Below are 21,968 nucleotides of genomic sequence, written 5' to 3'. Positions count from 1 at the left end.
CCCCGCGGAATGCTGCATGATCGGGAGGCGAGCCTGCCCGACATCCGCTCGACATCGTGCCGTGACCTGCGCGCTCTAGGCTGGGAGCATGTCACGACGTGAAGAAGTCGAGTGCTGGCTGACCGACATGGACGGCGTGCTCGTGCACGAGAACCACGCGCTGCCGGGCGCCGCCGAGCTGCTGCAGCAGTGGGAGGACGCGGGCACGCCGTACCTCGTGCTCACGAACAACTCGATCTTCACCGCGCGCGACCTCTCCGCCCGCCTCCGCTCCTCGGGCCTCAACGTGCCCGAGGACCGCCTCTGGACGAGCGCCCTCGCGACGGCCGACTTCCTGAAGTCCCAGCTGCCGGGCGGCACGGCCTTCGTGATCGGCGAGGCCGGCATCCTCACGGCGCTCCACGACGCCGGGTTCGTGATGACCGAGACCGCGCCCGACTTCGTCGTCGTCGGCGAGACCCGCAACTACTCGTTCGAGGCGATCACCAAGGCGATCCGCCTGATCGGGGCCGGCGCCCGCTTCATCGTCACGAACCCCGACGCGACGGGGCCATCAGTCGACGGTCCGCTGCCCGCGACCGGCGCGATCGCCGCCCTCATCACGAAGGCCACGGGCAAGGAGCCCTACGTGGTCGGCAAGCCCAACCCGATGATGTTCCGCTCGGCGCTCAACAAGATCGGCGCGCACTCCGAGAACACGGCGATGATCGGCGACCGCATGGACACCGACATCGTCGCGGGCATCGAAGCCGGCCTGCACACGATCCTCGTGCTGACCGGCATCAGCGACCAGGCCGAGATCGAGAAGTACCCGTTCCGGCCCGACGAGATCCTCGGCGGCGTGGCCGACCTCGTCGAGAAGGCGCCGGTCGAGACCGAGCTGTAGGGCCGCTCGGCGAGACGAGGAGACCATCATGATCGAGCTGACCGACGTCGACTACGACGAAGACGGCGAGCTGGTCGCCGCGACCGTGCTGCCGGGCGACCGTCAGGTGGCCGTGCTGTTCGCGGTCGACGACGAGCCGGTCGAACCCGCCGAGATGCGCGCCATCGTCGAGCGGGCGCTCAGCCTCCCGACCGCCGACGACCTCGCTCGCATCGACGGCGAAGTGGTGCGCGAGCTCACCGATTCGGCGTACGAGGGAACCGGACACGCGGTGACGGCCGACGACTTCGACCTCCTCGCCCGCGAACTCGAGCTGCAGGGCGTCATCGTCTCCGCCGACGCCACGCTCGTGCTCGTCTACGAGGCGCCGAGCCAGTACCCCGACATGGTCGTGTACTGCCAGCTCGACGAGCAGCTCGCGATCGACGACCTGAGCGTCGCAGAGGCCGATGCAGACGAGGACGAGGACGAGGACGACGACGGAGTCGAGTCCGTCGAGTTCGACTCCGTCGACGCCCTCCTCGACGCCATCAGCACCGAGCCGCGACCCGACGCCGACTAGGCCGCATCGCGCTCCGCCGCGGGCCGCTCCGCCGCGGGCCGCTCCTCGGGTTCGGCGTCGAGCCGTTCGCGCACCTCGGGATCGAGGTCGAGTTCGGCGGCGCCGAGCACCTCCTCGAGCTGCGCGACGCTCGACGGACCTGCGACGGGGATCACGGGCACCTCGCGGCCGAGCAGCCAGGCGAGGGCGACCTGGTTCGGGGTCGCGCCGACCTCGCGGGCGACGTCGTGCAGCAGCTGGATGCGCGCGACGGTCGTCGGGTGGTTCACTCCGCCCCAGAGCGGCTTGTCGCTTCGCGTCAACGCCCCCTGGTGCAGCGGCGAGTAGGCGGTGACCGCGAGCGGCGGGCGCCCGTCGACCCCGGTCGACGCAGCATAGCTGAGCAGCTCGGGCGTCACGAAGTTCTGCCGGCCGAGCTTCGGCTGCGGGTAGACGTAGCTGTACTGCTGCTGCACGAGGCCATAGGGTGCGACGCCCTGGCGCAGCGCCTCCTCGCGCGCCTCGACGACGCGCCACACGGCGACGTTCGAGATGCCCGAGGTGCCGATCAGCCCCTCCTCCTGCAGCGCGCCGAATGCGCCGACGGTCTCGGCGAGCGGCGTCTCGAGGTCGTCGACGTGACCGTAGACGACGTCGAGGTGGTCGACTCCGAGGTGCTTCGCGCTCTCGCGCGCCTCCCGGCCGATGACCTCGGCACCGAGGCCCTGGAAGTTCGTCGGCTCGGTGTTGGAGAGGGGCAGCGCCGGGTCCTTCTTCGCCGCGCCGAGCTTCGTGGCGATGCGCAGCCGGTCGCGACCGCCTCGGCTCGCGAGCCAGCGGCCGATCACGTCTTCGCTGTCGCGGCCGTGGCCGTCGTCCCAGAAGCTGTAGTTGTTGGCGGTGTCGATGAACGTGCCGCCCGCCTCGACGAAGCGGTCGAGGATCGCGAACGAGGTGGCCTCGTCGATCCTGGTGCCCATCTGCATGGTGCCGAGGCAGATCGTCGAGACGTCGAAGCTCGTCGTGCCGTTGCCGATCGTGCGGTATCGCATGGTTCCTCCGTGACGTGGTGGGGTGACGGGATCGAGCGTACGAACCATTCGGCTCGGTACTACACTCCAATCAGCGGATGCTTCACCAGACCAATTCGCGACGGGCAGCGCAGCCCCCGACCGGCGAAGAACGGAGGCGGGAATTGCGATCAGGCCCGATTCTCGCCTGGGAGACCCTGCTCGACCTCGGCCCCGGCCCGGCGCCGCTCCGCGATCGTCTCGAACGGGCGATCCGCGATGCGGTGCGCTCCGCACGGATTCCGCCCGGCGCCGACCTCCCGCCGAGCCGCGCGCTCGCCGAGGCGCTCGGGATCTCCCGCTGGGTCGTGACCGAGACCTACGGGCAGCTCGTCGCCGAGGGGTTCCTCGAGGCGCAGGTCGGGTCCGGTACGCGGGTGCCGGCGCGCCGGCGGCATCCGCTCGCGCCCGGGGCGCACGACGTGCGAACGGTGGACCGCGAGCCGGCCGTCGTGCCGCTTCGGGCGGAGTACCGTCGGCCGCGCTTCGATCTGGGACCGGGAGTGCCCGACCTGCGCCACGTGCCTCGAGCGAGGTGGGCAGGCGCGGTGCGACGCGCGCTCGACCGCCTCCCCGATGCCGAGTTCACCGTGGTCGACCGGCTGGGGCATCCGCTCGCCCGCACGGCCGTCGCCGACTACCTCTCGCGATCGCGTCGCGTGAATGCCGCCCCCGACGACATCGTGATCACGCACGGCGCGACCGATGCCATGGCCGGGGTCGCCGCGGGTCTCCGTTCGGCCGGCCACACGGCGCTCCTCGTCGAGGACCCGAGTTGGTCGCGGCTGCGTGAGATCGCCGCCGCGACGGGACTCACCCCGGTGCCGGTACGAGTCGACGCCGCCGGGGTCGACGTCGACGCGCTCGTCGACGCCGCCCGGCGCACCGGCGCACGCGCGGCGCTCATCACGCCGGCCCACCAGTTCCCGCTCGGCGCGGCGCTGTCGCCCGCCCGGCGTGAAGCGATCGCGCAGTGGGCCCGCGAGGTCGACGGAGTGCTGATCGAAGACGATTACGACGCCGAGTTCCGCTACGACCGCCGGCCGATCGCGGCACTGCAGGGGCTCGCGCCCGAGCACGTCGTGCTCGTCGGCTCCCTGTCGAAGTCGATGGCCCAGGCGTTCGGGCTGGGCTGGGCGGTCATGCCGCACGGGCTCCGTGAACGCGTGCAGCTCGCCGATCGAGCGCGACCGTCGGCACTCGACCAGGTCGCGCTCGCGGAGTTCATCATCGCCGGCGACCTCGAGCGGCACCTGCGTGCAGCTCGTGGCCGGTTCCGTCGACGTCGCGCGGCCCTCCTGGCCGCGTTGGAGCGCGAGCTCCCCGGCCTCGCCGTCACCGGCATCGCCGCCGGCATGCACGCCGTGCTGCAGCTGCCGCCCGGAATCGACGCCGGCGCGGTTCGACGCGCGGCGGCTGACGCGGAGATCGCCGTCTCGGACCTGACCGGGTACCGCGCATCCGGCGCGACGCCGAACGTCGAGGCGCTCGTGATCGGCTACGGCAACCTCTCCGACGTGCTCGTCGACGAGGCCGTCGCGCGGCTCGCCGGCGTCATCCGCTCGCTCGCCTGAACCGGCTGCGGCGCACGGGTTCGGCGCGAACCTCGCCGTCTCAGTGCCCGCACTGATCAGACGCCCGGGCCGACCCCGAGGCAGAGGCCCGAACCGGTCCGTAGCGTCGCACGGGTTGCGTCCGGCTCTCCACCGAGAGCGACTGGTTTCCCCTGCACAGCGAGCACCGCCCGGTGACCCCGGGCCCGTTGACCCTACTCGACGAAATCAGCTCGAATCATGCGAACCTCCCGAACGACCCTCCGTCGCGCGCTGCTCGGCTTCGGCGTGCTCCTCATCGCCTCGACCTCGGTCCAGGTGTCGGCCGTCATCTCGCACGGCATGTTCGATCGACTGGGCCCGCTCGGCGTGAGCGGGCTGCGCTTCGCGATCGCGGCGGTGCTCGCCGCAGTACTCATCCGCCCGCGACTGACCGGCAGGACTCGCGCCGAATGGCTCGCCCTCCTCGCCTACGGCACGTCGATCGCGGCGATGAACGTGTGCTTCCACGTCGCACTCGAGTTCGTGCCGCTCGGGGTCGCGATCACCGTCGAGTTCCTCGGGCCCTTCCTCCTGGCCGCCCTCGGGGTGCGGCGACTTCGCCTCGTGGTCTTCCCACTGCTCGGCCTCGGCGGAGTCGCCCTCATCGCCCGCCCGACGCCCGAGGTGAACCCGATCGGCCTGATCGCCGCCGGCGTGGCGGGCGTCTCGCTCGCCTCGTACACCCTGCTCGCCGAGCGCATCGGGCGCACCGCGCCCGCCGATCGTCCGCGTTCCAACCCGCTGCACGACCTCACGATCGCCGTCGTCGTGGCGGCGGTGCTCACGGCTCCGTTCGGCGTCGCCGCACTGCCCGCGGTCGAGACGGGCGATCTCGCACCGCTCGGCGTCGCCGCGGTGCTCGGCGTGCTGATCGCGTTCGGCTGCGACATGCTCGCGGTGCGGCTGACGTCGGCCCGCACGGTCGCCGTGCTCTTCTCCTTCGACCCGGCCCTCGCCGCCATCATCGGCATGCTGCTGCTCGGTCAGCTCCTCGACCCGCTCACCATCGCGGGCATCGTGCTCGTCTGCGTCGCCGGAGCTGCGACGATCCACCTCGCGAGTGCTGCGCAACGGCCGGCAGCTGACGGCTGACGGCTGATCAGTCGCCGAAGCCGGACCAATAGCGGCCCTGCTCCTTGCCGCGCTCGACGTCGTTCATCGCATCAGCGGCCTCGCGATTCGCGCCGCGCGTCTTCTCGGAGTGCCGCCGCAGCGAGAACACCCACTGCGTCACACCCCACAGCACGGCGATGACGACGATGCCCAGCCAGAAGGTCCAGTCCATGGTCGTCTCCTTCCCGGGGCCTCAGACGAGACCTCAGACCATCCATCCGCCGTCGCGACGGCCCTGATCCTTGAGACGCTCGGCCTCGGCCTTCGCCTCCTCGCCGTCGGGCTCGGCACCGAGCCGCTTGCCGGTGATGCGAAGGAACACGATCGCGAGCACCGACGCCACGGCGACCACGATGATGACGACGATCCCGATCCAGACGGCTCCGTCCATGTCGCCCCCTCCGATATCCGTCACTCTACGCGCGGTCGGGGCGTTCCGGTCGGGCGATTTCGAACCGGGCTGGGGCGCGCCCGCTAGGCGAGTCGGGCGACGGATGCCGCGACGCCCGCCCAGAACCGCTCGACGTCGAGTCCGACCGCGACCCACGCGTTGGGCTCGCGCCCGAGCATGCCGTCGAGGTCGACGCTCGTCGCGCCGGCCGTCTCGGTGCCGGCGAGCTCGACGTCGAGTCTGGCCCGCCGCACCTCGACGCAGCCGGGGTCGGCGAGCACCGCGACGGCGACGGGGTCGTGCAACGGCCCGTCGGGCATGCCGAAGACCTCGTCGTTCGTGCGGCAGAAGAAGTCGAAGAGCTCGGCACCGAACGCCGCGGTACCCGTGCCGAGCGACGAGATCTGCTCGCGCACGGCCGGCGTGACGAGTGCCAGGTGCGTGACGTTCAGCCCCACCATCGTGAACCGCACGCCGCTCGTCACGACGAGGTCGAGCGCCTCGGGGTCGACGAGGGCGTTGAACTCGGCGTACGGTGTCGCGTTGCCGCGCTCGGTCGAGCCGCCCATCCAGACGATCTCGCGGATTCGGCCGGCGAGCTCGGGCCGATCGCGCAGCAGGATCGCGACGTTGGTGATCGGTCCCGTCGCGACGATCGCGACCGGCTCGGCCGACGATTCGAGCACGTCGGCCATGAGCTCGGTCGCGGTACGTGGATCGAGCGGCACGGTCGGGTCGGGCAGTTCGGGCCCGCCGAGCCCGTTCTCGCCGTGGATCCACTCGGCGGTCTGCAGCGGGCGAACGAGCGGTCCGGCCGCGCCCGCCGCGACCGGCACGTCGGTCACCCCCGCGACCGAGAGCGCGATGCGGGCGTTCCGCGTCGTGTGCTCGAGCGGCACGTTGCCGCCGACGGTCGTGACGGCGACGAGCTCGAGCGTCGGATGCCCCGCGGCGAGCCAGAGCGCGAAGACGTCGTCGTGTCCGGGGTCGCAGTCGATGATCACGGGGAGGGGCATGCAGGTCTCGTTCTCTCGTCGGGTCGGCAGATGGTCGGAGGTAACCGGCTGAGGTGGGTTACTCGGCGTGGGCGGCCGCTCAGCCGGCGACGCCGGCCGCGGCGAGCACGACGGCGCGGGGGGCGTAGGAGTCGACCGTGCCGCGCGTCTGCACGGCGAGGGCACCGGCCGCGACGGCGATGCCGAGCGCCTCGGGCAGGGAACGGCCCTCGGCGATGCAGGCCGCGAGCGTTCCGGTGAACCCGTCGCCGGCCCCGGTCGTGTCGACCGCCGTCACGCGCGGCGCTGCCGTGACCCACGAGCCGGTCGTGTCGGCGGCGACGGCACCGGCCGCGCCGAGCGTCACGACCACCGAGCGGGCGATGCCGCCGGCAGCGGATGCCGCGACGACCCGCCACGCGTCGAGGGTCGCGCCGGCCGGGGCATCCGTGCCGATGCCGACCGCCCGAGCCTCGTGCTCGTTCAGCACGAGCGGATCGGCGGCGCCGAGCGTGGCCGCGGAGACCGGCGTCGGCGGCGCGAGGTTCAGCACGAAGCGCGTGCCGAGCTCGATCGCGACCTCCGCGAGGCGATCGATGGTCGCCCCGGGGAGCTCGCCCTGCGTGAGCACGACCGCCGCAGCGGCGACCCGATCACGGGCGGCGTCGACGACGGCCGGGGTGAGGGCGAGGTTCGCACCACCGGTGATGATCACGGTGTTCTCGCCCGAGTCGGCGACCGTGATCTGGGCGGCGCCGGTCGGGGCTTCCGGGATCCGCCGGAGCGCATCGACCGGTAGCCCGAGGCGTTCGAGCGTTCCCTGCGCAAACGCCCCGTTCGCGTCGTCGCCGATGCAGGCGATGAACTCGACCGGCACGCCGGCGACGTGCACCGCGACCGCCTGGTTCGCACCCTTGCCGCCGAGTGCGACCTGGAAGCCGTGCGCGCGGATCGTCTCGCCGGGCTCGGGGAACGCTGCGACGTAGCTCGTCGAGTCGACGTTCAGCGAGCCGACGACGACGACCCGGCCACGGGAGTCGCCGTCATCGGAGGTCATGTCGTCAGGCCGTCGGGCCGGGGCCCATGATCGACGCGGTCAGCGGTTCGCCGCCGGCGCGATTGGCGAAGCAGTAGTAGGTGCGCTGACCCTCGGCCCACTGCTCCTCGGTCACGGGGAAGCTGCCCTGCACCTGCAGGTCGGGAATGCCGGCGACGAGCGCGGGGTCGAAGACGCCGACCGCGCGACACAGTCCGGGCATCTGCTCGGCGAGCGCGGCCTCACCCGGGAAGGGTGCCGCCTCGTCGCCCGGCAGTGTACCGCGATACACGAGCTGCGCGGCGTGCGGCGTCGCGCAGTCGATGACGGTGAACTCCTCGGCCCAGACCGACTCGAACGGCTCGATGCACTCGCCGCCGAAGAGGGTGTCCCACGCGTGCGCACCGGCGGGCTGCGGGGCGGTCGGCGCGGCGACGGGCGTCTCGGAGGTGCTCGCGGACGGGCTGTCACTGGCCTGCCCGCCTCCCCCACCGGCGAGCTGGGTGCCGAAGAAGTAGAGCCCGGCGAGCACGAGCAGCGCGACGAGTCCGCCGGCGACCCAGATCAGCGTGCGCGTGGTGCGGCTGCCGCCTGTCGGGGGCTTCGAGGCGCCACCGCCGGCACCACCGCCGGCACCGCCGCGGCCGGGGCCGTCGTTGCCGGCCGTGCCTCCGACGCCTCCGGCACCGCCATTGCGCTGCGGACCGATGCCGCCGCCGGAGCCCTGCGACGGGGCCGCCGCGAAGCCGGATGCCACGGGCTGCCGGCCGCTCGGAGCGCCGAACGGATCGCTTGGGGCCGCCGAGGCTGCGGCGGCCCCGCCGAACAGCGCGCTCAGCTCGTCATCGTCGGACGCCTCGTACGCGTGCCGCTGGTCGGACTCCGCCGCTGCTGCGGGGAGACGGAGGTCGTCGCCATACGGCGCCGTGTCGTCGGGGCCGGGTGCCGTGTCGCCGGGTGCCGTGTCGCCGGTGAACGACCACTCCGGATCGGTTGTCCCGACGCCGGCTTCGTCGTCCCACGCGGGCTCCGCGTCGTCGGCCGCGAACAGGTCGGTCGGGGCCGGGCCCTCGGCCGCGGCGTCGCCCAGGAACGCGGTCGCCACCGAGACGGGGGTGTCCTTCGGGTCTTCGGCGTTCGGATCCGGCGTCAGATTCCAGAAGTACCCGGTGTCGGCCATCTCACGTGCGATCGACGACTCGTCGTCGGCGCCTTCAGCCTCGATGCCGTCGTGCCCGGGGGCGGGGGCGGGCTCGTCATCGTCGCGAGCGCCCCGGAAGAATCGACCCCGGATGCCGGAGGACGCCCGGTCGTCCGCGACCGGCGCGGGAGGTTCGGAAACGTCATCGTCATCGTCATCGTCATCGTCGCCGAAGCCCAGCCCGAGCGCGTCGAGACCCGTCGGCCCGGCCGGGGCCACCGGGGTGGTGCCACCCGGAGGGAGTGTCGGCTCCGCGGAGCGGGAACGTGGTGCACCGCCGCCGAGCGACGCGAGCAGGTCGTCGACCGGGGCCGGCGGCTCTCGCGTCGGGTCGTCGTCGCCTCCGGTCGCCGAGGCGAATGCCGGGAACGGGGTCGTGTTGAACGCACTCGCCTCGCGAGCGGGAACACCGACCACGGCGTCCTCCTGCGCTGCGGCCGTGCCGCGCACCTCGAGGAAGGGGAACCCGCTGCGGGCCTCGGGTTCGGTCCGGGGCGCGGACTCGGGCGCGACCGAGCTCGCGCCACGCCCGAACTGCGGCACCGGGGGTTCCGCCGGTGCCGGTGCCGTCTGCGCCGACGCCGACGCCGCTGCTGCGGCTGCGGCTGCTGCTGGCTGGATCGGAATCGCCCGGGTGGCGGTGAGTGCGGCGAACGGATCGGTGGTGTCGGCGGCGAATGCCGCGAACCGGTCGCGCTCGGGACGCGGCTGCTCGAGCGGCGCCTCGGGGGCGACCTCGGCAGCCGGAACAGCCGGCCGGATCTGCTCGAACGGGGCCGCCGGAGGCACCGGGGCGACCGGAGCCTCCATGCGCACCGGGGCGACCGGAGCCTGGACCACGGGCGGAACCGGGGCCGCAGACGGCTGCTCGGGTTCCTGGAGCGCCGCCCACAGTTCGTCGTCGAACGGCGAGGCCGGTGACGCCGACGACGTGACCGCCGGCTGGGTCGCAGGGCCACGGGTGTCCCACGCGGCCGGCGCGGTCGACGATGCGGTCGGATGCACCGGCACGACGGGCGCGGCCGGCGGCTCGGGTGCGACCGGTGCTGCCGGCTGCACGGGGGTGAACGACTGCCGTGCCACGGGCGGGGGCGCGAAGCCGGCGAAGGGCGACTCGGCCGGAACCGACGACTCGGCCGGCGCTTGCGGGGCAGCCGGAGCCTGGGCGGCGGCCGGAGCCTGCGGCTCGGCGGGCAGCGTTGCTGAGGCCACGGCGCCTGGGTTGTCGCTCGTCGGCTCGGAAAGGCTCCGGAACGCCGCCCGGATCGCGTCTTCGGAGGAGAGTTCCTCTTGCGAGCCCCAGGTGAGTGCGAACGGCGCGGTCGGCGTGACCGGCCCGGGCGGAGTCGTCGGCATCGCCGGGGCAGCGGTCGGAGCCGCGGGCGCGACCGGCGCAGCAGGAGCGACCGGCGGCCACGCGGCGGCGGGTGCGGCGGGCGCGGCGGGCGCGGCGGGCGCGGCAGGCGCGACCGGCGCGACCGGCGGCCAGGCGGCGGCCGGCGCCGCGGGCGCCACGGGCGCGGCAGGCGGCCAGGCGGCGGCCGGCGCCACGGGTGCGACCGGCGCCACGGGTGCGACGGGCGCAGCGGGCGCGACCGGCGGCCACGCAGCGGCAGGCGGCACGACCGGCTGCACGGCCGCGGGCGGCTGCACCGGCGCGACGGGAGAGGTCGGGGCAACCGCAGGCGTGCCGACGGGCGGCTCGACCGCGGTCAGGTGCACCGGGGCGCCCGCCGGCGGCTGATGCGGCAGGCCGACCGCGAACGGCGGGGTCCACGACGGCGTCGGCGAACCGGCCGCATCGGTCATCGGCGCATGCTGCTGCGGCACCTCAGGGGTGCGCGGAGCCGGGGAACCGACGACGGGAAGCGCGCTCGTGGCGGGATCCGCTCTGGGTGCCGGCGCCTCGGAGAACCAGTCGAGCACCTCTTCACGGCGTGGGGCCGGGGTGCGCGGTGCGGCGGGAGGAGTTGCCTGCTGCGCCGGCAGTGCCGGCTGGACGGGCGGTGCGACGGGCGGTGACGGGACGTCGCGGCGCGGCGCATCGCCGCCCGCCAACTGGGCGAGCAGCCAATCGGCTCCGTCGCCCCCCAGACCCTGCCCGTCGCCGCTCATCAGGCCAACCCCAGGTCTTCCAGCCCGATGGCGTACAGGTAGGGCACGCCTTCGGCCTCGATGACCTCGCGGGCACCGGTCGCCCGGTCGACCACGACGGCGACCGCCACGACCTCCGCGCCGACCTTGCGGAGCGCCTCGATCGCCTTGATCGGCGAACCGCCGGTGGTCGAGGTGTCTTCGAGCACGATCACGCGCTTGCCGGCGAGGTCGGGACCCTCGACCTGCTTGCCGCGACCGTGGTCCTTCGGCTCCTTGCGCACGACGAAGGCGTCGTAGGCGAGGCCCTGGGCCGCGCCCTGGTGCAGGATCGCCGAGGCGATCGGGTCGGCGCCCATGGTCATGCCGCCGACGGCGACCACGTCGGGCACATCTTTGATGAGATCGATCATGACCTGACCGATGAGCGGAGCGACCCGGTGGTCGAGACTCACCTTGCGGAGGTCGACGTAATAGGTCGCCTTCTTGCCACTGGTGAGGGTGAAGTCCCCGTGGAACACGGCGTCTGCCGCGATGAAGTCGATCAACTGGGCGCGCACGGCGTCGATGGGCTGAGGCTCTCGGAGGGTCACCCGAATACTCTACGACCCGCTTGCCTGAGAGGAAGGGGCGGATTCTGCGACGGGCGACGTCGGCGACGACGCATCCGCTCGCCGTTCGCCCTGGGAACGGCGCCGGCGACCACCCCAGAACGAGCGGGGCGTGCCCGGAACGAGTCGGGCCCAGAACGGCGGCGTCTCCTCCTCGACGAGCGCTGCGGGCACGTCGATGTGGAAGTCGGCGATCTCTTCCGCGCCCTGATGCACGACCCGGTAGAGCGCCGTGCCGATGAGCACGCCCAGCGCGATCGACATGATCGAGACGAGTGCTTCGGCGAAGTCCTCGTAGCCGCGCGTGGTGCCGATCGCCTCGGTGAGACCGACGAGACCGGCGGCCCCGGGCACCAGCAGCCAGAACGCCGGCAGGAAGGTGAGCTGCGACGGGGCGCCCTTGCGCAGCGTCGCGATCCACAGCACGACCGGGGTCATGGCGAGGGCGCCGATGAACCCGCTCACGGATGCGCCGATCAGCGCCCCGCCCACGACCTGGCCGGTGTAGGCGACGAGCAGCACGAGCAGCACCCATCCGAACGTGTGCGGCGGGGCGGAGAAGTGCAGGTAGTTGCCGATCGCGAAGAGCAGCACTCCGAACACGGCGACCCACCAGGGGAAGGCCTCGCCGGAGTCGAGCGGCACGTACGAGGAACTGGCGACCCCGACGAGTGTGCCCGCCGCGAGGATGCCGAAGGCGAGCAGCGAGAGCTGCACGAGCCCGAACACGAGACGGGAGGCGCCCGCGAGCATCTGGCCCGCGGCGAGCTCGACGACCGCGGTCGTCAGCACCCCGCCGGGCAGGAACGTCGCGAGCGGGGCGATGAGCAGCCTGATCGGGTCTCCCACTGCGAAGTACGGGGCGATCAGGAACACGGCCGTGGCGCAGGCGAACGCCGCGAACACGGGGAAGACGATCTGGAGCGTCGGCGAACGCACGAGCTTCGCGACGCCGATGAAGGCGCCGAGCACGAAGGCGACGACCGCGCCCTGCCAGGTCGGCGCGAGCAGCAGCGCGAGCCCGGTCGTCAGCACGGCGTGGCCGAAGGTGCGCACGAGCCATCCGTGCGACGGTTTCATCGCACCGATCTCGTTCAGCCGCGAGATGCCGTCGAGCGGGGTGATCTCGGCGCGACGGGCGACCTCGATCAGGCGGTAGAGCGCCGCGATCTGGTCGAAGCGGAACGAGGCGTTCACCGAAGACCGGATCGCGACCCTGCCCTCGTTTCCCGCACCCGTCTCGATGAGGATCACGGTCGGCAGCACCACGATGTCGGTGTCGTCGCGCCCGTAGGCGCTCGACACCGTCACGAGCGTGTCGCGGATCTTGTCGGTCGAGTCGGCGGCCGCGTTCATGCCCTCCGCGAGTCCGAGGAGGAACCTGCGGAGCAGCGCCTGCTCGGCCGCCTCCGCCATCAGACGATGACGAAGGAGAGCGCCACGCCCACGAGGATCGCGACGACGACGTAGACGAGGTTCGGCAGCTGGAACGAGTGGTCGAAGACGAACTTGCCCATCTTGGTCGTGCCGGTCTGGTCGAACGCGACCGTCGCGACCTGGCTGCCGTTCGCGGGCAGCGTGTAGATGCCCATCGCCGCCGGCCAGAGCCCGACGAGGAGCGGGGCGGGCAGGCCGATCGTGATGCCGATCGGCACGATCGCGTTCGTGGCGCTCGACTGGCTCGTCGTGAGCATCGCGACGAGGAAGAGCGCGAGCGCGAAGAGCAGGGCGCCGAGGAACGCCGTCGACCCGGAGACGAGCGAGCCGAGACCGTCGACGATGAGCGTGTTGTTCGCGGCGACGAACGTGTTCGCGAGCCACGCGATGCCGAAGAGGGCGATCGCGCCGACCATGCCGGCCGGGAAGGTCGACTGCTTCGGGACATCCGCTGCCTTGACCTTGCAGGTGAGGAAGATGAGCGCCGCGATGACGCCCATGATGACCTCGATGATGACGGTGATGCTGACCCGCACCGGGTCGCCCGCGTCATCCGTGCCGATCACCGGGCGGAGACCCTCGAACAGGCCGAACAGCACGATCACGCCGACGCCGGTGAGGAAGATCGACGCCGAGAGCACGGCGCTGCGCGGCAGCTTCTTGTCGGCGTCGACCACGACGGCCGGCTTCACCAGGTGCTCGGCGAGGCGGCGCTGGAACTCGGGGTCGTCCTCGAGCTCCTTGCCGTGCTTCACCATGACGAGCGCGGCGATGCCGAGGCCCACGATCGAGGCCGGCCACATGATGAGCAGGAGCTTGCCGAGGTCGACGCCCTGCGGCGCGAGCAGCACGACCATCGACGCGGTGGCCGCGGAGACCGGGCTGCAGAGGATGCCGACCTGCGAGGCGACGGCCGAGACGGACAGCGCCCGCTCGGGCCGGATCTTCTGCTGGTACGACACGTCGTAGATGACGGGCAGCAGCGGGTAGAAGATGTTGCCGGTACCGGCGCCCACGGTGAAGAGGAACGACATCGCCGGCGCCAGGAAGACGACCGACTTCGGCCGCTTCTTGATGACCTTCGACGCGACCGACACCATCCAGTCGATACCGCCGGCGGCCTGCATGACGGATGCCGCGGTGATGACGGTGATGACGATGAACACCGCGTCGACCGGGGCGGCGCCCGGCGCCTCGCCGAAGACGAAGACGAGTACCGCGACGCCGACGAGCCCCCAGACGCCGAGGCCGATCCCGCTCGTGCGGGTGCCCATGTAGATCGCGAGGACGACGACGATCAGTTCGGCGACGAGGATCCAGACGTTGTCGTTCACGACGAGGGGCCCTTCACGATGGGGCCGGTACTGGCGAGCACCTGCGTCGGGAGCGGCGTCTCGACGATCCTGCCGTCGATCGCCTCGACCCTGAGGGCGAGCGGATCCTCGACGGGGCTGATCGCCGTCACGAACTCCGAGCCCTCGAAATGCAGCGACTGCAGGTTGCCGACCGCGTAGCCCGTGGCGAGCTCGCCGCTGAGCAGGGAGGCGTGGAACAACGGCTGGCGCTGGTCTTCGGCGTCGTAGTGCGGGCAGAAGCTGCCGTGCAGGAAGCCGAGGCCTTCGGGCAGCACCTGCAGGGTGGGCCCGTAGCTGTCGGTGGTGCCGCCCTCGAACCAGCAGATGCCGCCGGCCGAGCCGCCGGTGAAGACCGTGTTCGAGTTCGGGTCCTCCCACATCTCGCGCATGATCTCGTCGAGACCCTGGCGCTTCCAGACGTCGAGCATGTTGGCCGTGTTGCCGCCGCCGACGTGGATCACGTCGAAGCCCTTCACGAAGCCCGCGAGGTCGTCGACCGCCCGGTGGAAGAGGGGCAGGTGATGCGGTGCGCAGCGGTCGGAGTCGTACGTCGTGTAGAAGCTCACGATGTACGCGGCATCATCGCCGGTCGCCGTGCCGACGAAGAGCACGCGCGGGCGCTCCTTGCCGGTGAGCTTCAGGATGTAGTCGTGCGTCGGGTCGGCCCGCCGCTCCATCATCGCCTTGCCTGCGCCGGTCGCAACCACATGCGCCATCGTTCCCCCAAACGTCGAACCTTCGGGCACACGCTAGCGGGAGATCGTCGGCGGTGTCGGGAGGCGCGGCGGCCGAGTCGGGAGGCGCGGCGGCACGCATCGGGATCCCCCCAGTACATCCCGATACGCATGACGAAGGGCCGCCCCGCGGGGTGTCCCTCCCCCGCGCGGCGGCCCTGCGATCGGGCCGCGCATGCAGCCCGGTACTCGGGCAGCGCAGCCGGTCGAGGATTGCCCCTCACCGGCGCGGCGACCCGGGTGCTCCGGGGAACGGACCCCCGGAATTCGCGGACCTAGACGGTGCGCGCGAACGTCTCTCGCGGCTGACGACGGTAGCCGTCACGAGCGGTGACGACGATCGAGCCGATGATGGCGACGACGGAAACGGCGCCGAGGAGCACGAAGACCATGGTGATTCCTTTCGAAGTACGAGCGGGAGATCGAGCGATCGATGCCCCATTGCACGAGTTCGATACGTCAATTGAATCGCGAATGATAGTGCAGCACAAGCTCACGATTCTACAATAACAATGTAGGCTGGCTACATGGACGTTCGACGACTGGACCTGCTTCGAGAGCTCGCGGAACGCGGCAGCGTGACGGCGGTCGCCGAGGCCACCGGCCGCACGCCCTCGGCGGTCTCGCAGCAGCTCAAGGTGCTCGAGCGCGAGGCCGGCATGCCGCTCACCGAGCGCAGTGGCCGCGGCGTCGTGCTGACGAGCGCCGGCCACGCCCTCGCCCGCAGCGCCGCCGATGTCGCCGTCGCCCTCGAACGTGCCACCGCCCTGTGGGACGAGTTCCGCAACCACCCGAGCGGCGAGGTGTCGCTCGTCACCTTCCCGACGGTCGGCGCGACGCTCCTGCCCGCCGTGCTCACCGACCTCGCCGAGGTCGCCGGGCTCGTCGTGCGCGCGACCGACCTCGACCCCGAGGCGGCCGAGTTCGCCGACCTCACCTCCGACTTCGACATCGTGCTCGCGCACACCATGCCGGGCGTGCTGCCCTGGGGCGGCCGCGGCCTGAAGGCCGTGCCGCTGCTGACCGAGCCGCTCGACATCGGCCTGCCCGCCGACCACCGTCTCGCCGGGCGGGCGCACCTGACCCCCGCCGACCTCGTCGACGAGACCTGGCTCGGGGTGCCGCCCGGGTTCCCCTTCGAGCGCATCCTGCACGCGATCGAGCAGCAGGCAGGGCAGCGGGCCACGGTCAGCCAGCGCTTCAGCGACATGCGCATCATCGAGGCCTTCATCGAGGCGGGCCTCGGCATCGCCTTCGTGCCGCGGTTCACGAGCGGCGCCGTGCCCGATTCGATCGTATTGAAGCCGCTGCGCGGCGTGGCATCCGCTCGGCAGATCGTGGCACTGGTGCGGCCGGATGTCGCCGAGCGCCTCGCCGTGCGCACGGTGCTCGACGTGCTCGTGGCGCGCGCCTCGCGGCTCGAGCAGGCGCACGCCGCCGCCTGAACCCTCCCTTCCCGCGACGGTTTGCGCCCTGGAGTGCATCTGCGGCCCGTCCTCCACGCCGCAAGGCGTCGTCGGAGGTGCCAACGAGGGCGAAGTAGACTCCACGTCCATGAGCGACGAAGCGATCCTGTTCGAGGTCTCCGACGGGCTCGCCCGCCTCACCCTCAACCGCCCGAGCCGGCTGAACGCCGTCGACCCCGAGGCGATCGGGCGCTGGCAGGCGCTCGCCCACGAGATCGCCGAGCGCGACGACATCGGCGCGGTGCTCTTCGACGCCAACGGTCGCGCGTTCTGCGCGGGCGGCGACGTGCGGGCGATGTCGGAGCTCGCGGCCGCGGCCGAGTCGAGCGGCGCGGAGTCCGCGTCGGCCACGATCACGGCGCTCGCCGACGCGATCCACGACGGCCACCGCACGCTCCGCGAGAGCTCGAAGCCGATCGTCGCAGCGGTGCAGGGGCCGGTCGCCGGCGGCGGACTCGGCTTCATGCTCGTCGCCGACCTCGTCATCGCCTCCGAGCACGCGACGTTCGCGAGCCGATACGCGGATGTCGCGCTCACGCCCGACTGCGGCGTCAGCACGCTGCTGCCCGAGGCCGTCGGCACCCGTCGCGCGCTCGAGCTCACGCTGACCTCGCGCACGCTCACCGCCGCCGAGGCACTCGACTGGGGACTCGTCACCGAGGTCGTCGCGCCCGACGCGCTCGAGGCCCGGGCGCGCGAGATCGCGCAGAGCTGGATCGACGGGGCGACCGCGGCCTTCGGACAGGCCAAGCGCCTCGTGCGCTCAGGGCTGACCCGCGACTTCCAGACGGCGCTCGACGACGAGGCGCGCACGATCGGCGCCGCCTTCGCTACGCCCGAGGCCGCCGCCCGCATCGCGGCCTTCGGGCGGTCGAGCCGCTCGAACTAGCTCGACGGCGCGCGAAGCGCCTCGGCGACCTGCTCGACCGTCGGCACGCCCGCGAGGCCGGGCGGCGTCGGGTAGACCCGGCACGCGAGCGCATCGGTCGCATCCTTCGAGGGGAAGAGATCCCGTCCGTCCACGGCGATGGTCGGCGAGCCCGCGAACGGCGTCTCGCGAGCCGCTTCGGGCGTCGTCAGCAGCACAAATCCACCGGCACCTCGGCGAGCCCAGCTACGTCGAGCGCCACTCTGGCGGTAGCCCCCGCCTTCGCTGTGTTGGGGCAGTCGTCGATGTGGAGGATCTCTACGCGCACGACTCCATTCTTCTCGCCCGGCCTCAGTCGTGCTGCGGGAACCCCAGGTTCAGCCCGCCGTGGCTCGGGTCGAGCCAGCGCGAGGTGACCGCCTTCTCCTGCGTGTAGAAGTCGAAGCCGCGCGCGCCGTAGGCCTTGGCGTCACCGAACAGCGAGTCCTTCCAACCGCCGAACGAGTGGTACGCGACCGGCACCGGAATCGGCACGTTGATGCCGATCATGCCGACCGTCACCTCACGCTGGAACCGTCGGGCGGCACCGCCGTCGTTCGTGAAGATCGCCGTGCCGTTGCCGTAGGGCGAGGCGTTGATCACGTCGAGCCCCTCCTGGTAGCCGTCGACGCGCACGATGCCGAGCACGGGCCCGAAGATCTCGTCGCGATAGACGGATGACTCGAGCGACACCTTGTCGACGAGGGTCGGGCCGAGCCAGAACCCGGCGTCGTCCCCGTCGATCGGCGTCTCGCGTCCGTCGACCACGACCGTCGCTCCATCGGCGGACGCCACGTCGAGGTAGCCGACGACCTTGTCGCGGTGCTCGCGGGTGATGAGCGGCCCCATGTCGCAGCCGCGGGTGCCGTCGCCGGTGGTGAGCCGCGACATCCGCTCGCTGATCTTGGCGACCAGCTCGTCGGCGACCGAGTCGACCGCGAGCACGACCGAGACCGCCATGCAGCGCTCCCCCGCCGAGCCGAAGCCGGCGTTGACGGCGGCGTCGGCGGCGAGGTCGAGGTCGGCGTCGGGCAGCACGAGCATGTGGTTCTTCGCACCGCCGAGCGCCTGCACCCGCTTGCCGTTCGCGGTCGCGGTCGCGTAGATGTACTTCGCGATCGGCGTCGAGCCGACGAACGAGATCGAGCGCACGACGGGGTGCTCGAGCAGCGCGTCGACGGCCACCTTGTCTCCGTGCACGACGTTCAGCACGCCGTCGGGCAGTCCGGCCTCCTGCATGAGCCGGGCGAGCCAGATCGCGGCGGACGGGTCCTTCTCGGAGGGCTTCAGCACGACCGTGTTGCCCGTCGCGATCGCGAGCGGGAAGAACCACAGCGGCACCATCGCCGGGAAGTTGAACGGGCTGATGATGCCGACGACCCCCACGGGCTGCCGCATCGAGTACACGTCGACGCCCGTCGAGACGTTCTCGGAGTACTCGCCCTTCGTGTAGCCGGGCATCGCGCAGGCGAGCTCGACGACCTCGAGCCCGCGGGCGATCTCGCCGGCGGCGTCGGAGAGTACCTTGCCGTGCTCGCTCGTGAGGATCGCGGCGAGCTCGCCGCTACGGGCGTTCAGCAGCTCGCGGAAGGCGAACATCACCTGCTGGCGCTTGGCGATCGAGGTGTCGCGCCACTTGGGGAACGCGCGGGCCGCCGCCTGCACGGCGGCGTCGACGTCGTCGGTCGAGGCGAAGCGCACGCGCTTCTGCTCGACGCCGCGGGCCGGGTTGTAGACGGGTCCGCTGCGGGCTCCGTCACCGGCGACGGATGCCCCGTCGATCCAGTGCTCGATCGACGCGAGTGCTCCATCGAACGGCTGGGTCTCGACGAGCGACGCGGCCTGCGCGGCGCTCCGGTCCGTCCGGTCGTTCTGGTCTGCCTGGTCTGTCTGGCTCATGGGTCAGCCCTCTCCTTCGAGTGCGGTGCGGAGTACGTCGTCGTAGATCACCATCGCGTCGGCGACCTCGTCGGCCGTGACGACGCACGGCGGCACGACGTGGATGCGGTTGTCCTGCACGAACGGCAGGAGCCCGCGCTCGATGAGCGCGGACTTGAGGCGGCCCATCGCGGCCGCCGGCAGCGGCTCGCGGGTCACCGGGTCGGCGACCAGCTCGATCGCCCAGAACACGCCCTCGCCGCGCACCTCGCCGATCGCGGCGTGCCGCTCGGCGAGCTCGGCGAGCGCCGGGCCGATGATCGTGGCCCCGATCTCGCGGGCGTTGTCGACGATTCCCTCCGACTCCATCGCATCGAGGGCGGCGACGATCGAGGCCATCGCGAGCGGATGCCCCGAATAGGTGAGGCCGCCGGGGAACACCCGGTCGTCGAACGTCGCGGCGATCGGATCGGAGATGATCACACCGCCGACGGGCACGTAGCCCGAGTTCACGCCCTTGGCGAAGGTGATGAGGTCGGGCCGCACGTCGTAGCCGTCGAAGGCGAACCATCGGCCGGTGCGGCCGAACCCCGCCATGACCTCGTCGAGGATCAGCAGGATGCCGTGCCGGTCGCAGAGTTCACGCACACCGGCGAGGTACCCGGGCGGCGGCACGAGGATGCCGGCGGTGCCGGGGATCGTCTCGAGCAGGACCGCCGCGATCGACGAGGGCCCCTCGGCCTCGATCACCCGGCGAAGGTGCTGCAGCGCCCGCTCGGATTCCTGCTCGGGCGTCGTCGCCCAGAACTCGGAGCGATAGAGGTAGGGGCCGAAGAAGTGCACGTGTCCGCGCGCGAACTCGTTGGGGATGCGGCGCCAGTCACCCGTCGAGACGATGGCCGCTCCGGTGTTGCCGTGGTACGAGCGGTACGTCGAGAGCACCTTGTCGCGCCCGGTGTGCAGGCGCGCCATGCGGATGGCGTTCTCGTTCGCGTCGGCGCCGCCGTTGGTGAAGAAGACCTTGCGGAACCCGGATGGCGCGCGCTCGACGATGCGCTTGGCGGCCTCGCCGCGGGCGAGGTTCACGATCGACGGGGCGACCGTGGTGAGCAGCTCGGCCTGCTCCCGGATCGCCTGCACGACCGACGGATGCTGATGGCCGATGTTGACGTTCACGAGCTGGCTCGAGAAGTCGAGGTACTCGCGGCCCGAGTGATCCCACACCCGGCTGCCGCGACCGCTCGCGATCACGAGGCTCGACGGATTCGCCTGCGCGGACCAGGAGTGGAAGACGTGGTCTCGGTCGAGTTCACGGGCGAGGTCGTCGAGGCCCTCGGTGAGGCTGCCTCCGGTGTTCGTGTCGGTCATGGCGTCGGGGCCCTTTCCTGTCCGTTCCGTCTCGGTGATCGGGGTGGTGATGGATGCCGCGCGACCGGCCGGGACGCACCGGCCGCGCGGCATCCGCTCGCTAGTTGCCGCCCTCCTCGAGCGTGACCTCGATGGGTTCGAAGCCCTCGCCGGTGAGGTCGATTCCTTCGCCCTCGAGCTCGTCGAGCGCCTGCTGGATCCAGTCGTTCGTGTACGCGGTCGACGGCGGCTCCTCGGTGATGAGGTGCGCTCCCGACTCGTTCACGGCCGCGAGGGCGCCGGCGACGGTCTTGTCCCACGCGTCCTGGTCGATGATGCCGATGCCGTCGGGCGACGGCCAGATGAGCTCGTTCGTCTCGTTGACCATCCAGAGCTCGTGGCTCGGGCCCCATCCGGAGCCCGCGGCGATCGTGATGTCCGACGCCTCCTGGGGGTTCTCGGCGGCGTAGACCCAGCCCTTGATGACGGCCTTCAGGAACTTGACCGTCGTGTCCTGGTAGTCGGTGTCGTCGGCGAGCCGTGCAGTGTCGGCCCAGATGGCGTCCTGGAGCATGGCGCCCTCGGTGTCCTCGTAGCTGATGACGTTGAAGTCCTCGGGCTGGTAGAGCTCGCCCGTGTCGGGGTTCACCGTCTCGAGCAGCTGCGCGTACTCGTTGTAGGTCATCGCCTGGGCCGCATCGATGTCGCCCTGCAGGAAGGCGTTCATGTTGAAGTCCTGCGTGATGATCTGCACGGTCGTGGCGTCGAGGCCCTCCGCAGCCATGGCCGCGAAGATCTCCCACTCGTTGCCGAAGCCCCACGAACCGATCTTCTTGCCCTCGAAGTCGGCGACGGAGTCGATGCCCGAGTCGGCCATCGAGACCTGCAGCGTTCCCGACCTCTGGAAGATCTGGGCGATGTCGGTGAGCTCGGCGCCCTGCTCGATCGAGCCGAGCACCTTCGGCACCCAGGCGATCGCGTAGTCGACGTCGCCGTTCGCGAGGGCGTCCTGCGGCACGATGTCGCCGCCCGAGGGGATGATCTCGACGTCCAGCCCCTCCTCTTCGAAGAAGCCCTGGTCGACGGCGGCGAAGTAGCCGGCGAACTGGCCCTGCGGCAGCCACTGGAGCTGGAGCTTCACGGGGGTGAGGTCGCCGTCGCCGCCTCCGTCGGTCTCCCCGGTCCCGCCGCCGGATCCAGAACATGCGGTGAGTGCGAGCGCCGCCGCGAGGGCGAGCCCGCCGATCGTCGCGAGGCGACGTCTGCTGTGGTTCATGTCAGTCCTTTCGTGGTTCTCGGTGCGTGCGGTGG

Annotated in this window: 20 protein-coding genes; 6 read left to right on the top strand and 14 right to left on the bottom strand. The window is 71.6% G+C overall.

Features of this window, described 5'->3' with window-relative positions:
- The first annotated feature begins 88 nt into the window (after positions 1 to 88).
- Together JOE59_RS17290 and JOE59_RS17285 are read left to right on the top strand one after the other, a co-directional pair.
- Positions 89 to 886, top strand: coding sequence for an HAD-IIA family hydrolase (locus tag JOE59_RS17290; protein ID WP_204462701.1), 798 nt, complete (start codon positions 89 to 91; stop codon positions 884 to 886).
- Positions 887 to 914: 28 nt separating this feature from the next.
- Positions 915 to 1,448: a hypothetical protein gene (locus tag JOE59_RS17285; RefSeq protein WP_204462699.1), complete on the top strand. Its 534-nt coding sequence runs from the start codon at positions 915 to 917 to the stop codon at positions 1,446 to 1,448.
- Here the strand turns inward: JOE59_RS17285 and JOE59_RS17280 are convergent.
- Entirely contained in the window at positions 1,445 to 2,479 is a 1,035-nt protein-coding gene (locus JOE59_RS17280; protein ID WP_204462697.1) for an aldo/keto reductase, read from the bottom strand. The genes JOE59_RS17285 and JOE59_RS17280 overlap by 4 nt on opposite strands.
- Before the next feature lie 143 nt (positions 2,480 to 2,622).
- Here JOE59_RS17280 and pdxR point away from each other — a divergent pair, with 143 nt between their 5' ends.
- Both pdxR and JOE59_RS17270 read left to right on the top strand, forming a co-directional pair.
- Positions 2,623 to 4,071, top strand: coding sequence for a MocR-like pyridoxine biosynthesis transcription factor PdxR (gene pdxR, locus JOE59_RS17275; protein ID WP_239560363.1), 1,449 nt, complete (start codon positions 2,623 to 2,625; stop codon positions 4,069 to 4,071).
- Between the two features lie 219 nt (positions 4,072 to 4,290).
- On the top strand, positions 4,291 to 5,184 hold the full coding sequence (locus JOE59_RS17270; RefSeq protein ID WP_204462680.1) for an EamA family transporter: 894 nt from the start codon (positions 4,291 to 4,293) through the stop codon (positions 5,182 to 5,184).
- A gap of 7 nt (positions 5,185 to 5,191) precedes the next feature.
- Here JOE59_RS17270 and JOE59_RS17265 read toward each other — a convergent pair whose 3' ends face one another.
- The 9 genes from JOE59_RS17265 to JOE59_RS17225 form a co-directional block, all read right to left on the bottom strand.
- The gene (locus JOE59_RS17265) at positions 5,192 to 5,377 is read right to left on the bottom strand and encodes a hypothetical protein (RefSeq protein WP_204462679.1); all 186 of its coding nucleotides are present in this window, start codon (positions 5,375 to 5,377) and stop codon (positions 5,192 to 5,194) included.
- 33 nt (positions 5,378 to 5,410) lie between these two features.
- The gene (locus JOE59_RS17260; RefSeq protein ID WP_204462678.1) at positions 5,411 to 5,596 is read right to left on the bottom strand and encodes a hypothetical protein; all 186 of its coding nucleotides are present in this window, start codon (positions 5,594 to 5,596) and stop codon (positions 5,411 to 5,413) included.
- 83 nt (positions 5,597 to 5,679) lie between these two features.
- Entirely contained in the window at positions 5,680 to 6,612 is a 933-nt protein-coding gene (locus tag JOE59_RS17255) for a nucleoside hydrolase (RefSeq protein WP_204462677.1), read from the bottom strand.
- A 79-nt stretch (positions 6,613 to 6,691) separates the two neighbouring features.
- Positions 6,692 to 7,648 carry a ribokinase gene (locus tag JOE59_RS17250; RefSeq protein WP_204462676.1) on the bottom strand — a complete coding sequence of 319 codons (957 nt, stop codon included), beginning with the start codon at positions 7,646 to 7,648 and terminating at the stop codon, positions 6,692 to 6,694.
- 4 nt (positions 7,649 to 7,652) lie between these two features.
- Positions 7,653 to 10,943: a hypothetical protein gene (locus JOE59_RS17245; RefSeq protein WP_204462675.1), complete on the bottom strand. Its 3,291-nt coding sequence runs from the start codon at positions 10,941 to 10,943 to the stop codon at positions 7,653 to 7,655.
- Positions 10,943 to 11,515, bottom strand: coding sequence for an orotate phosphoribosyltransferase (pyrE, locus tag JOE59_RS17240; protein WP_234980771.1), 573 nt, complete (start codon positions 11,513 to 11,515; stop codon positions 10,943 to 10,945). Before pyrE ends, JOE59_RS17245 begins: the two co-directional genes overlap by 1 nt.
- Positions 11,516 to 11,524: 9 nt before the next feature.
- Positions 11,525 to 12,949 carry a threonine/serine exporter family protein gene (locus JOE59_RS17235; RefSeq protein ID WP_204462672.1) on the bottom strand — a complete coding sequence of 475 codons (1,425 nt, stop codon included), beginning with the start codon at positions 12,947 to 12,949 and terminating at the stop codon, positions 11,525 to 11,527.
- Entirely contained in the window at positions 12,949 to 14,304 is a 1,356-nt protein-coding gene (locus tag JOE59_RS17230) for an anaerobic C4-dicarboxylate transporter family protein (protein WP_204462670.1), read from the bottom strand. The genes JOE59_RS17235 and JOE59_RS17230 overlap by 1 nt, the downstream gene beginning before the upstream one ends.
- Complete coding sequence (locus tag JOE59_RS17225; protein WP_204462668.1) at positions 14,301 to 15,041, bottom strand: Type 1 glutamine amidotransferase-like domain-containing protein; 741 nt, start codon at positions 15,039 to 15,041, stop codon at positions 14,301 to 14,303. Before JOE59_RS17225 ends, JOE59_RS17230 begins: the two co-directional genes overlap by 4 nt.
- A gap of 545 nt (positions 15,042 to 15,586) precedes the next feature.
- Between JOE59_RS17225 and JOE59_RS17220 the strand changes: the two genes are divergently transcribed.
- On the top strand, positions 15,587 to 16,504 hold the full coding sequence (locus JOE59_RS17220; protein WP_204462665.1) for a LysR family transcriptional regulator: 918 nt from the start codon (positions 15,587 to 15,589) through the stop codon (positions 16,502 to 16,504).
- A 109-nt stretch (positions 16,505 to 16,613) separates the two neighbouring features.
- Positions 16,614 to 17,414: an enoyl-CoA hydratase/isomerase family protein gene (locus JOE59_RS17215; protein WP_204462663.1), complete on the top strand. Its 801-nt coding sequence runs from the start codon at positions 16,614 to 16,616 to the stop codon at positions 17,412 to 17,414.
- On the opposite strand, the gene JOE59_RS19165 is transcribed toward JOE59_RS17215, so the two are convergent.
- The 4 genes from JOE59_RS19165 to JOE59_RS17195 all read right to left on the bottom strand — a co-directional run bounded on the left by JOE59_RS19165 (position 17,411) and on the right by JOE59_RS17195 (position 21,933).
- Entirely contained in the window at positions 17,411 to 17,611 is a 201-nt protein-coding gene (locus JOE59_RS19165) for a hypothetical protein (RefSeq protein ID WP_307837104.1), read from the bottom strand. The two genes, JOE59_RS17215 and JOE59_RS19165, sit on opposite strands and share 4 nt — an antisense overlap.
- Positions 17,612 to 17,744: 133 nt before the next feature.
- Positions 17,745 to 19,331 carry a CoA-acylating methylmalonate-semialdehyde dehydrogenase gene (locus JOE59_RS17205; RefSeq protein WP_204462661.1) on the bottom strand — a complete coding sequence of 529 codons (1,587 nt, stop codon included), beginning with the start codon at positions 19,329 to 19,331 and terminating at the stop codon, positions 17,745 to 17,747.
- A 3-nt stretch (positions 19,332 to 19,334) separates the two neighbouring features.
- Positions 19,335 to 20,678 carry an aspartate aminotransferase family protein gene (locus tag JOE59_RS17200; RefSeq protein ID WP_204462659.1) on the bottom strand — a complete coding sequence of 448 codons (1,344 nt, stop codon included), beginning with the start codon at positions 20,676 to 20,678 and terminating at the stop codon, positions 19,335 to 19,337.
- A gap of 100 nt (positions 20,679 to 20,778) precedes the next feature.
- Positions 20,779 to 21,933: an ABC transporter substrate-binding protein gene (locus JOE59_RS17195; RefSeq protein WP_204462657.1), complete on the bottom strand. Its 1,155-nt coding sequence runs from the start codon at positions 21,931 to 21,933 to the stop codon at positions 20,779 to 20,781.
- Positions 21,934 to 21,968: the final 35 nt, after the last annotated feature.

This window comes from Agromyces cerinus, from assembly GCF_016907835.1.
Classification (GTDB): Bacteria; Actinomycetota; Actinomycetes; order Actinomycetales; family Microbacteriaceae; genus Agromyces; species Agromyces nitratus.
The sequence above is the reverse complement of the archived record's forward strand: the minus strand, read 5'-3'. Positions and strand labels throughout refer to the sequence as shown.

Bases quoted from the DNA above. Each gene is read 5' to 3' on its own strand.
- JOE59_RS17290 (WP_204462701.1), top strand. From the start codon at position 89: ATGTCACGACGTGAAGAAGTCGAGTGCTGGCTGACCGACATGGACGGC.
- JOE59_RS17285 (WP_204462699.1), top strand. From the start codon at position 915: ATGATCGAGCTGACCGACGTCGACTACGACGAAGACGGCGAGCTGGTC.
- JOE59_RS17280 (WP_204462697.1), bottom strand. From the start codon at position 2,479: ATGCGATACCGCACGATCGGCAACGGCACGACGAGCTTCGACGTCTCG.
- JOE59_RS17270 (WP_204462680.1), top strand. From the start codon at position 4,291: ATGCGAACCTCCCGAACGACCCTCCGTCGCGCGCTGCTCGGCTTCGGC.
- JOE59_RS17265 (WP_204462679.1), bottom strand. From the start codon at position 5,377: ATGGACTGGACCTTCTGGCTGGGCATCGTCGTCATCGCCGTGCTGTGG.
- JOE59_RS17260 (WP_204462678.1), bottom strand. From the start codon at position 5,596: ATGGACGGAGCCGTCTGGATCGGGATCGTCGTCATCATCGTGGTCGCC.
- JOE59_RS17255 (WP_204462677.1), bottom strand. From the start codon at position 6,612: ATGCCCCTCCCCGTGATCATCGACTGCGACCCCGGACACGACGACGTC.
- JOE59_RS17250 (WP_204462676.1), bottom strand. From the start codon at position 7,648: ATGACCTCCGATGACGGCGACTCCCGTGGCCGGGTCGTCGTCGTCGGC.
- JOE59_RS17245 (WP_204462675.1), bottom strand. From the start codon at position 10,943: ATGAGCGGCGACGGGCAGGGTCTGGGGGGCGACGGAGCCGATTGGCTG.
- JOE59_RS17235 (WP_204462672.1), bottom strand. From the start codon at position 12,949: ATGGCGGAGGCGGCCGAGCAGGCGCTGCTCCGCAGGTTCCTCCTCGGA.
- JOE59_RS17225 (WP_204462668.1), bottom strand. From the start codon at position 15,041: ATGGCGCATGTGGTTGCGACCGGCGCAGGCAAGGCGATGATGGAGCGG.
- JOE59_RS17220 (WP_204462665.1), top strand. From the start codon at position 15,587: ATGGACGTTCGACGACTGGACCTGCTTCGAGAGCTCGCGGAACGCGGC.
- JOE59_RS17215 (WP_204462663.1), top strand. From the start codon at position 16,614: ATGAGCGACGAAGCGATCCTGTTCGAGGTCTCCGACGGGCTCGCCCGC.
- JOE59_RS17205 (WP_204462661.1), bottom strand. From the start codon at position 19,331: ATGAGCCAGACAGACCAGGCAGACCAGAACGACCGGACGGACCGGAGC.
- JOE59_RS17200 (WP_204462659.1), bottom strand. From the start codon at position 20,678: ATGACCGACACGAACACCGGAGGCAGCCTCACCGAGGGCCTCGACGAC.
- JOE59_RS17195 (WP_204462657.1), bottom strand. From the start codon at position 21,933: ATGAACCACAGCAGACGTCGCCTCGCGACGATCGGCGGGCTCGCCCTC.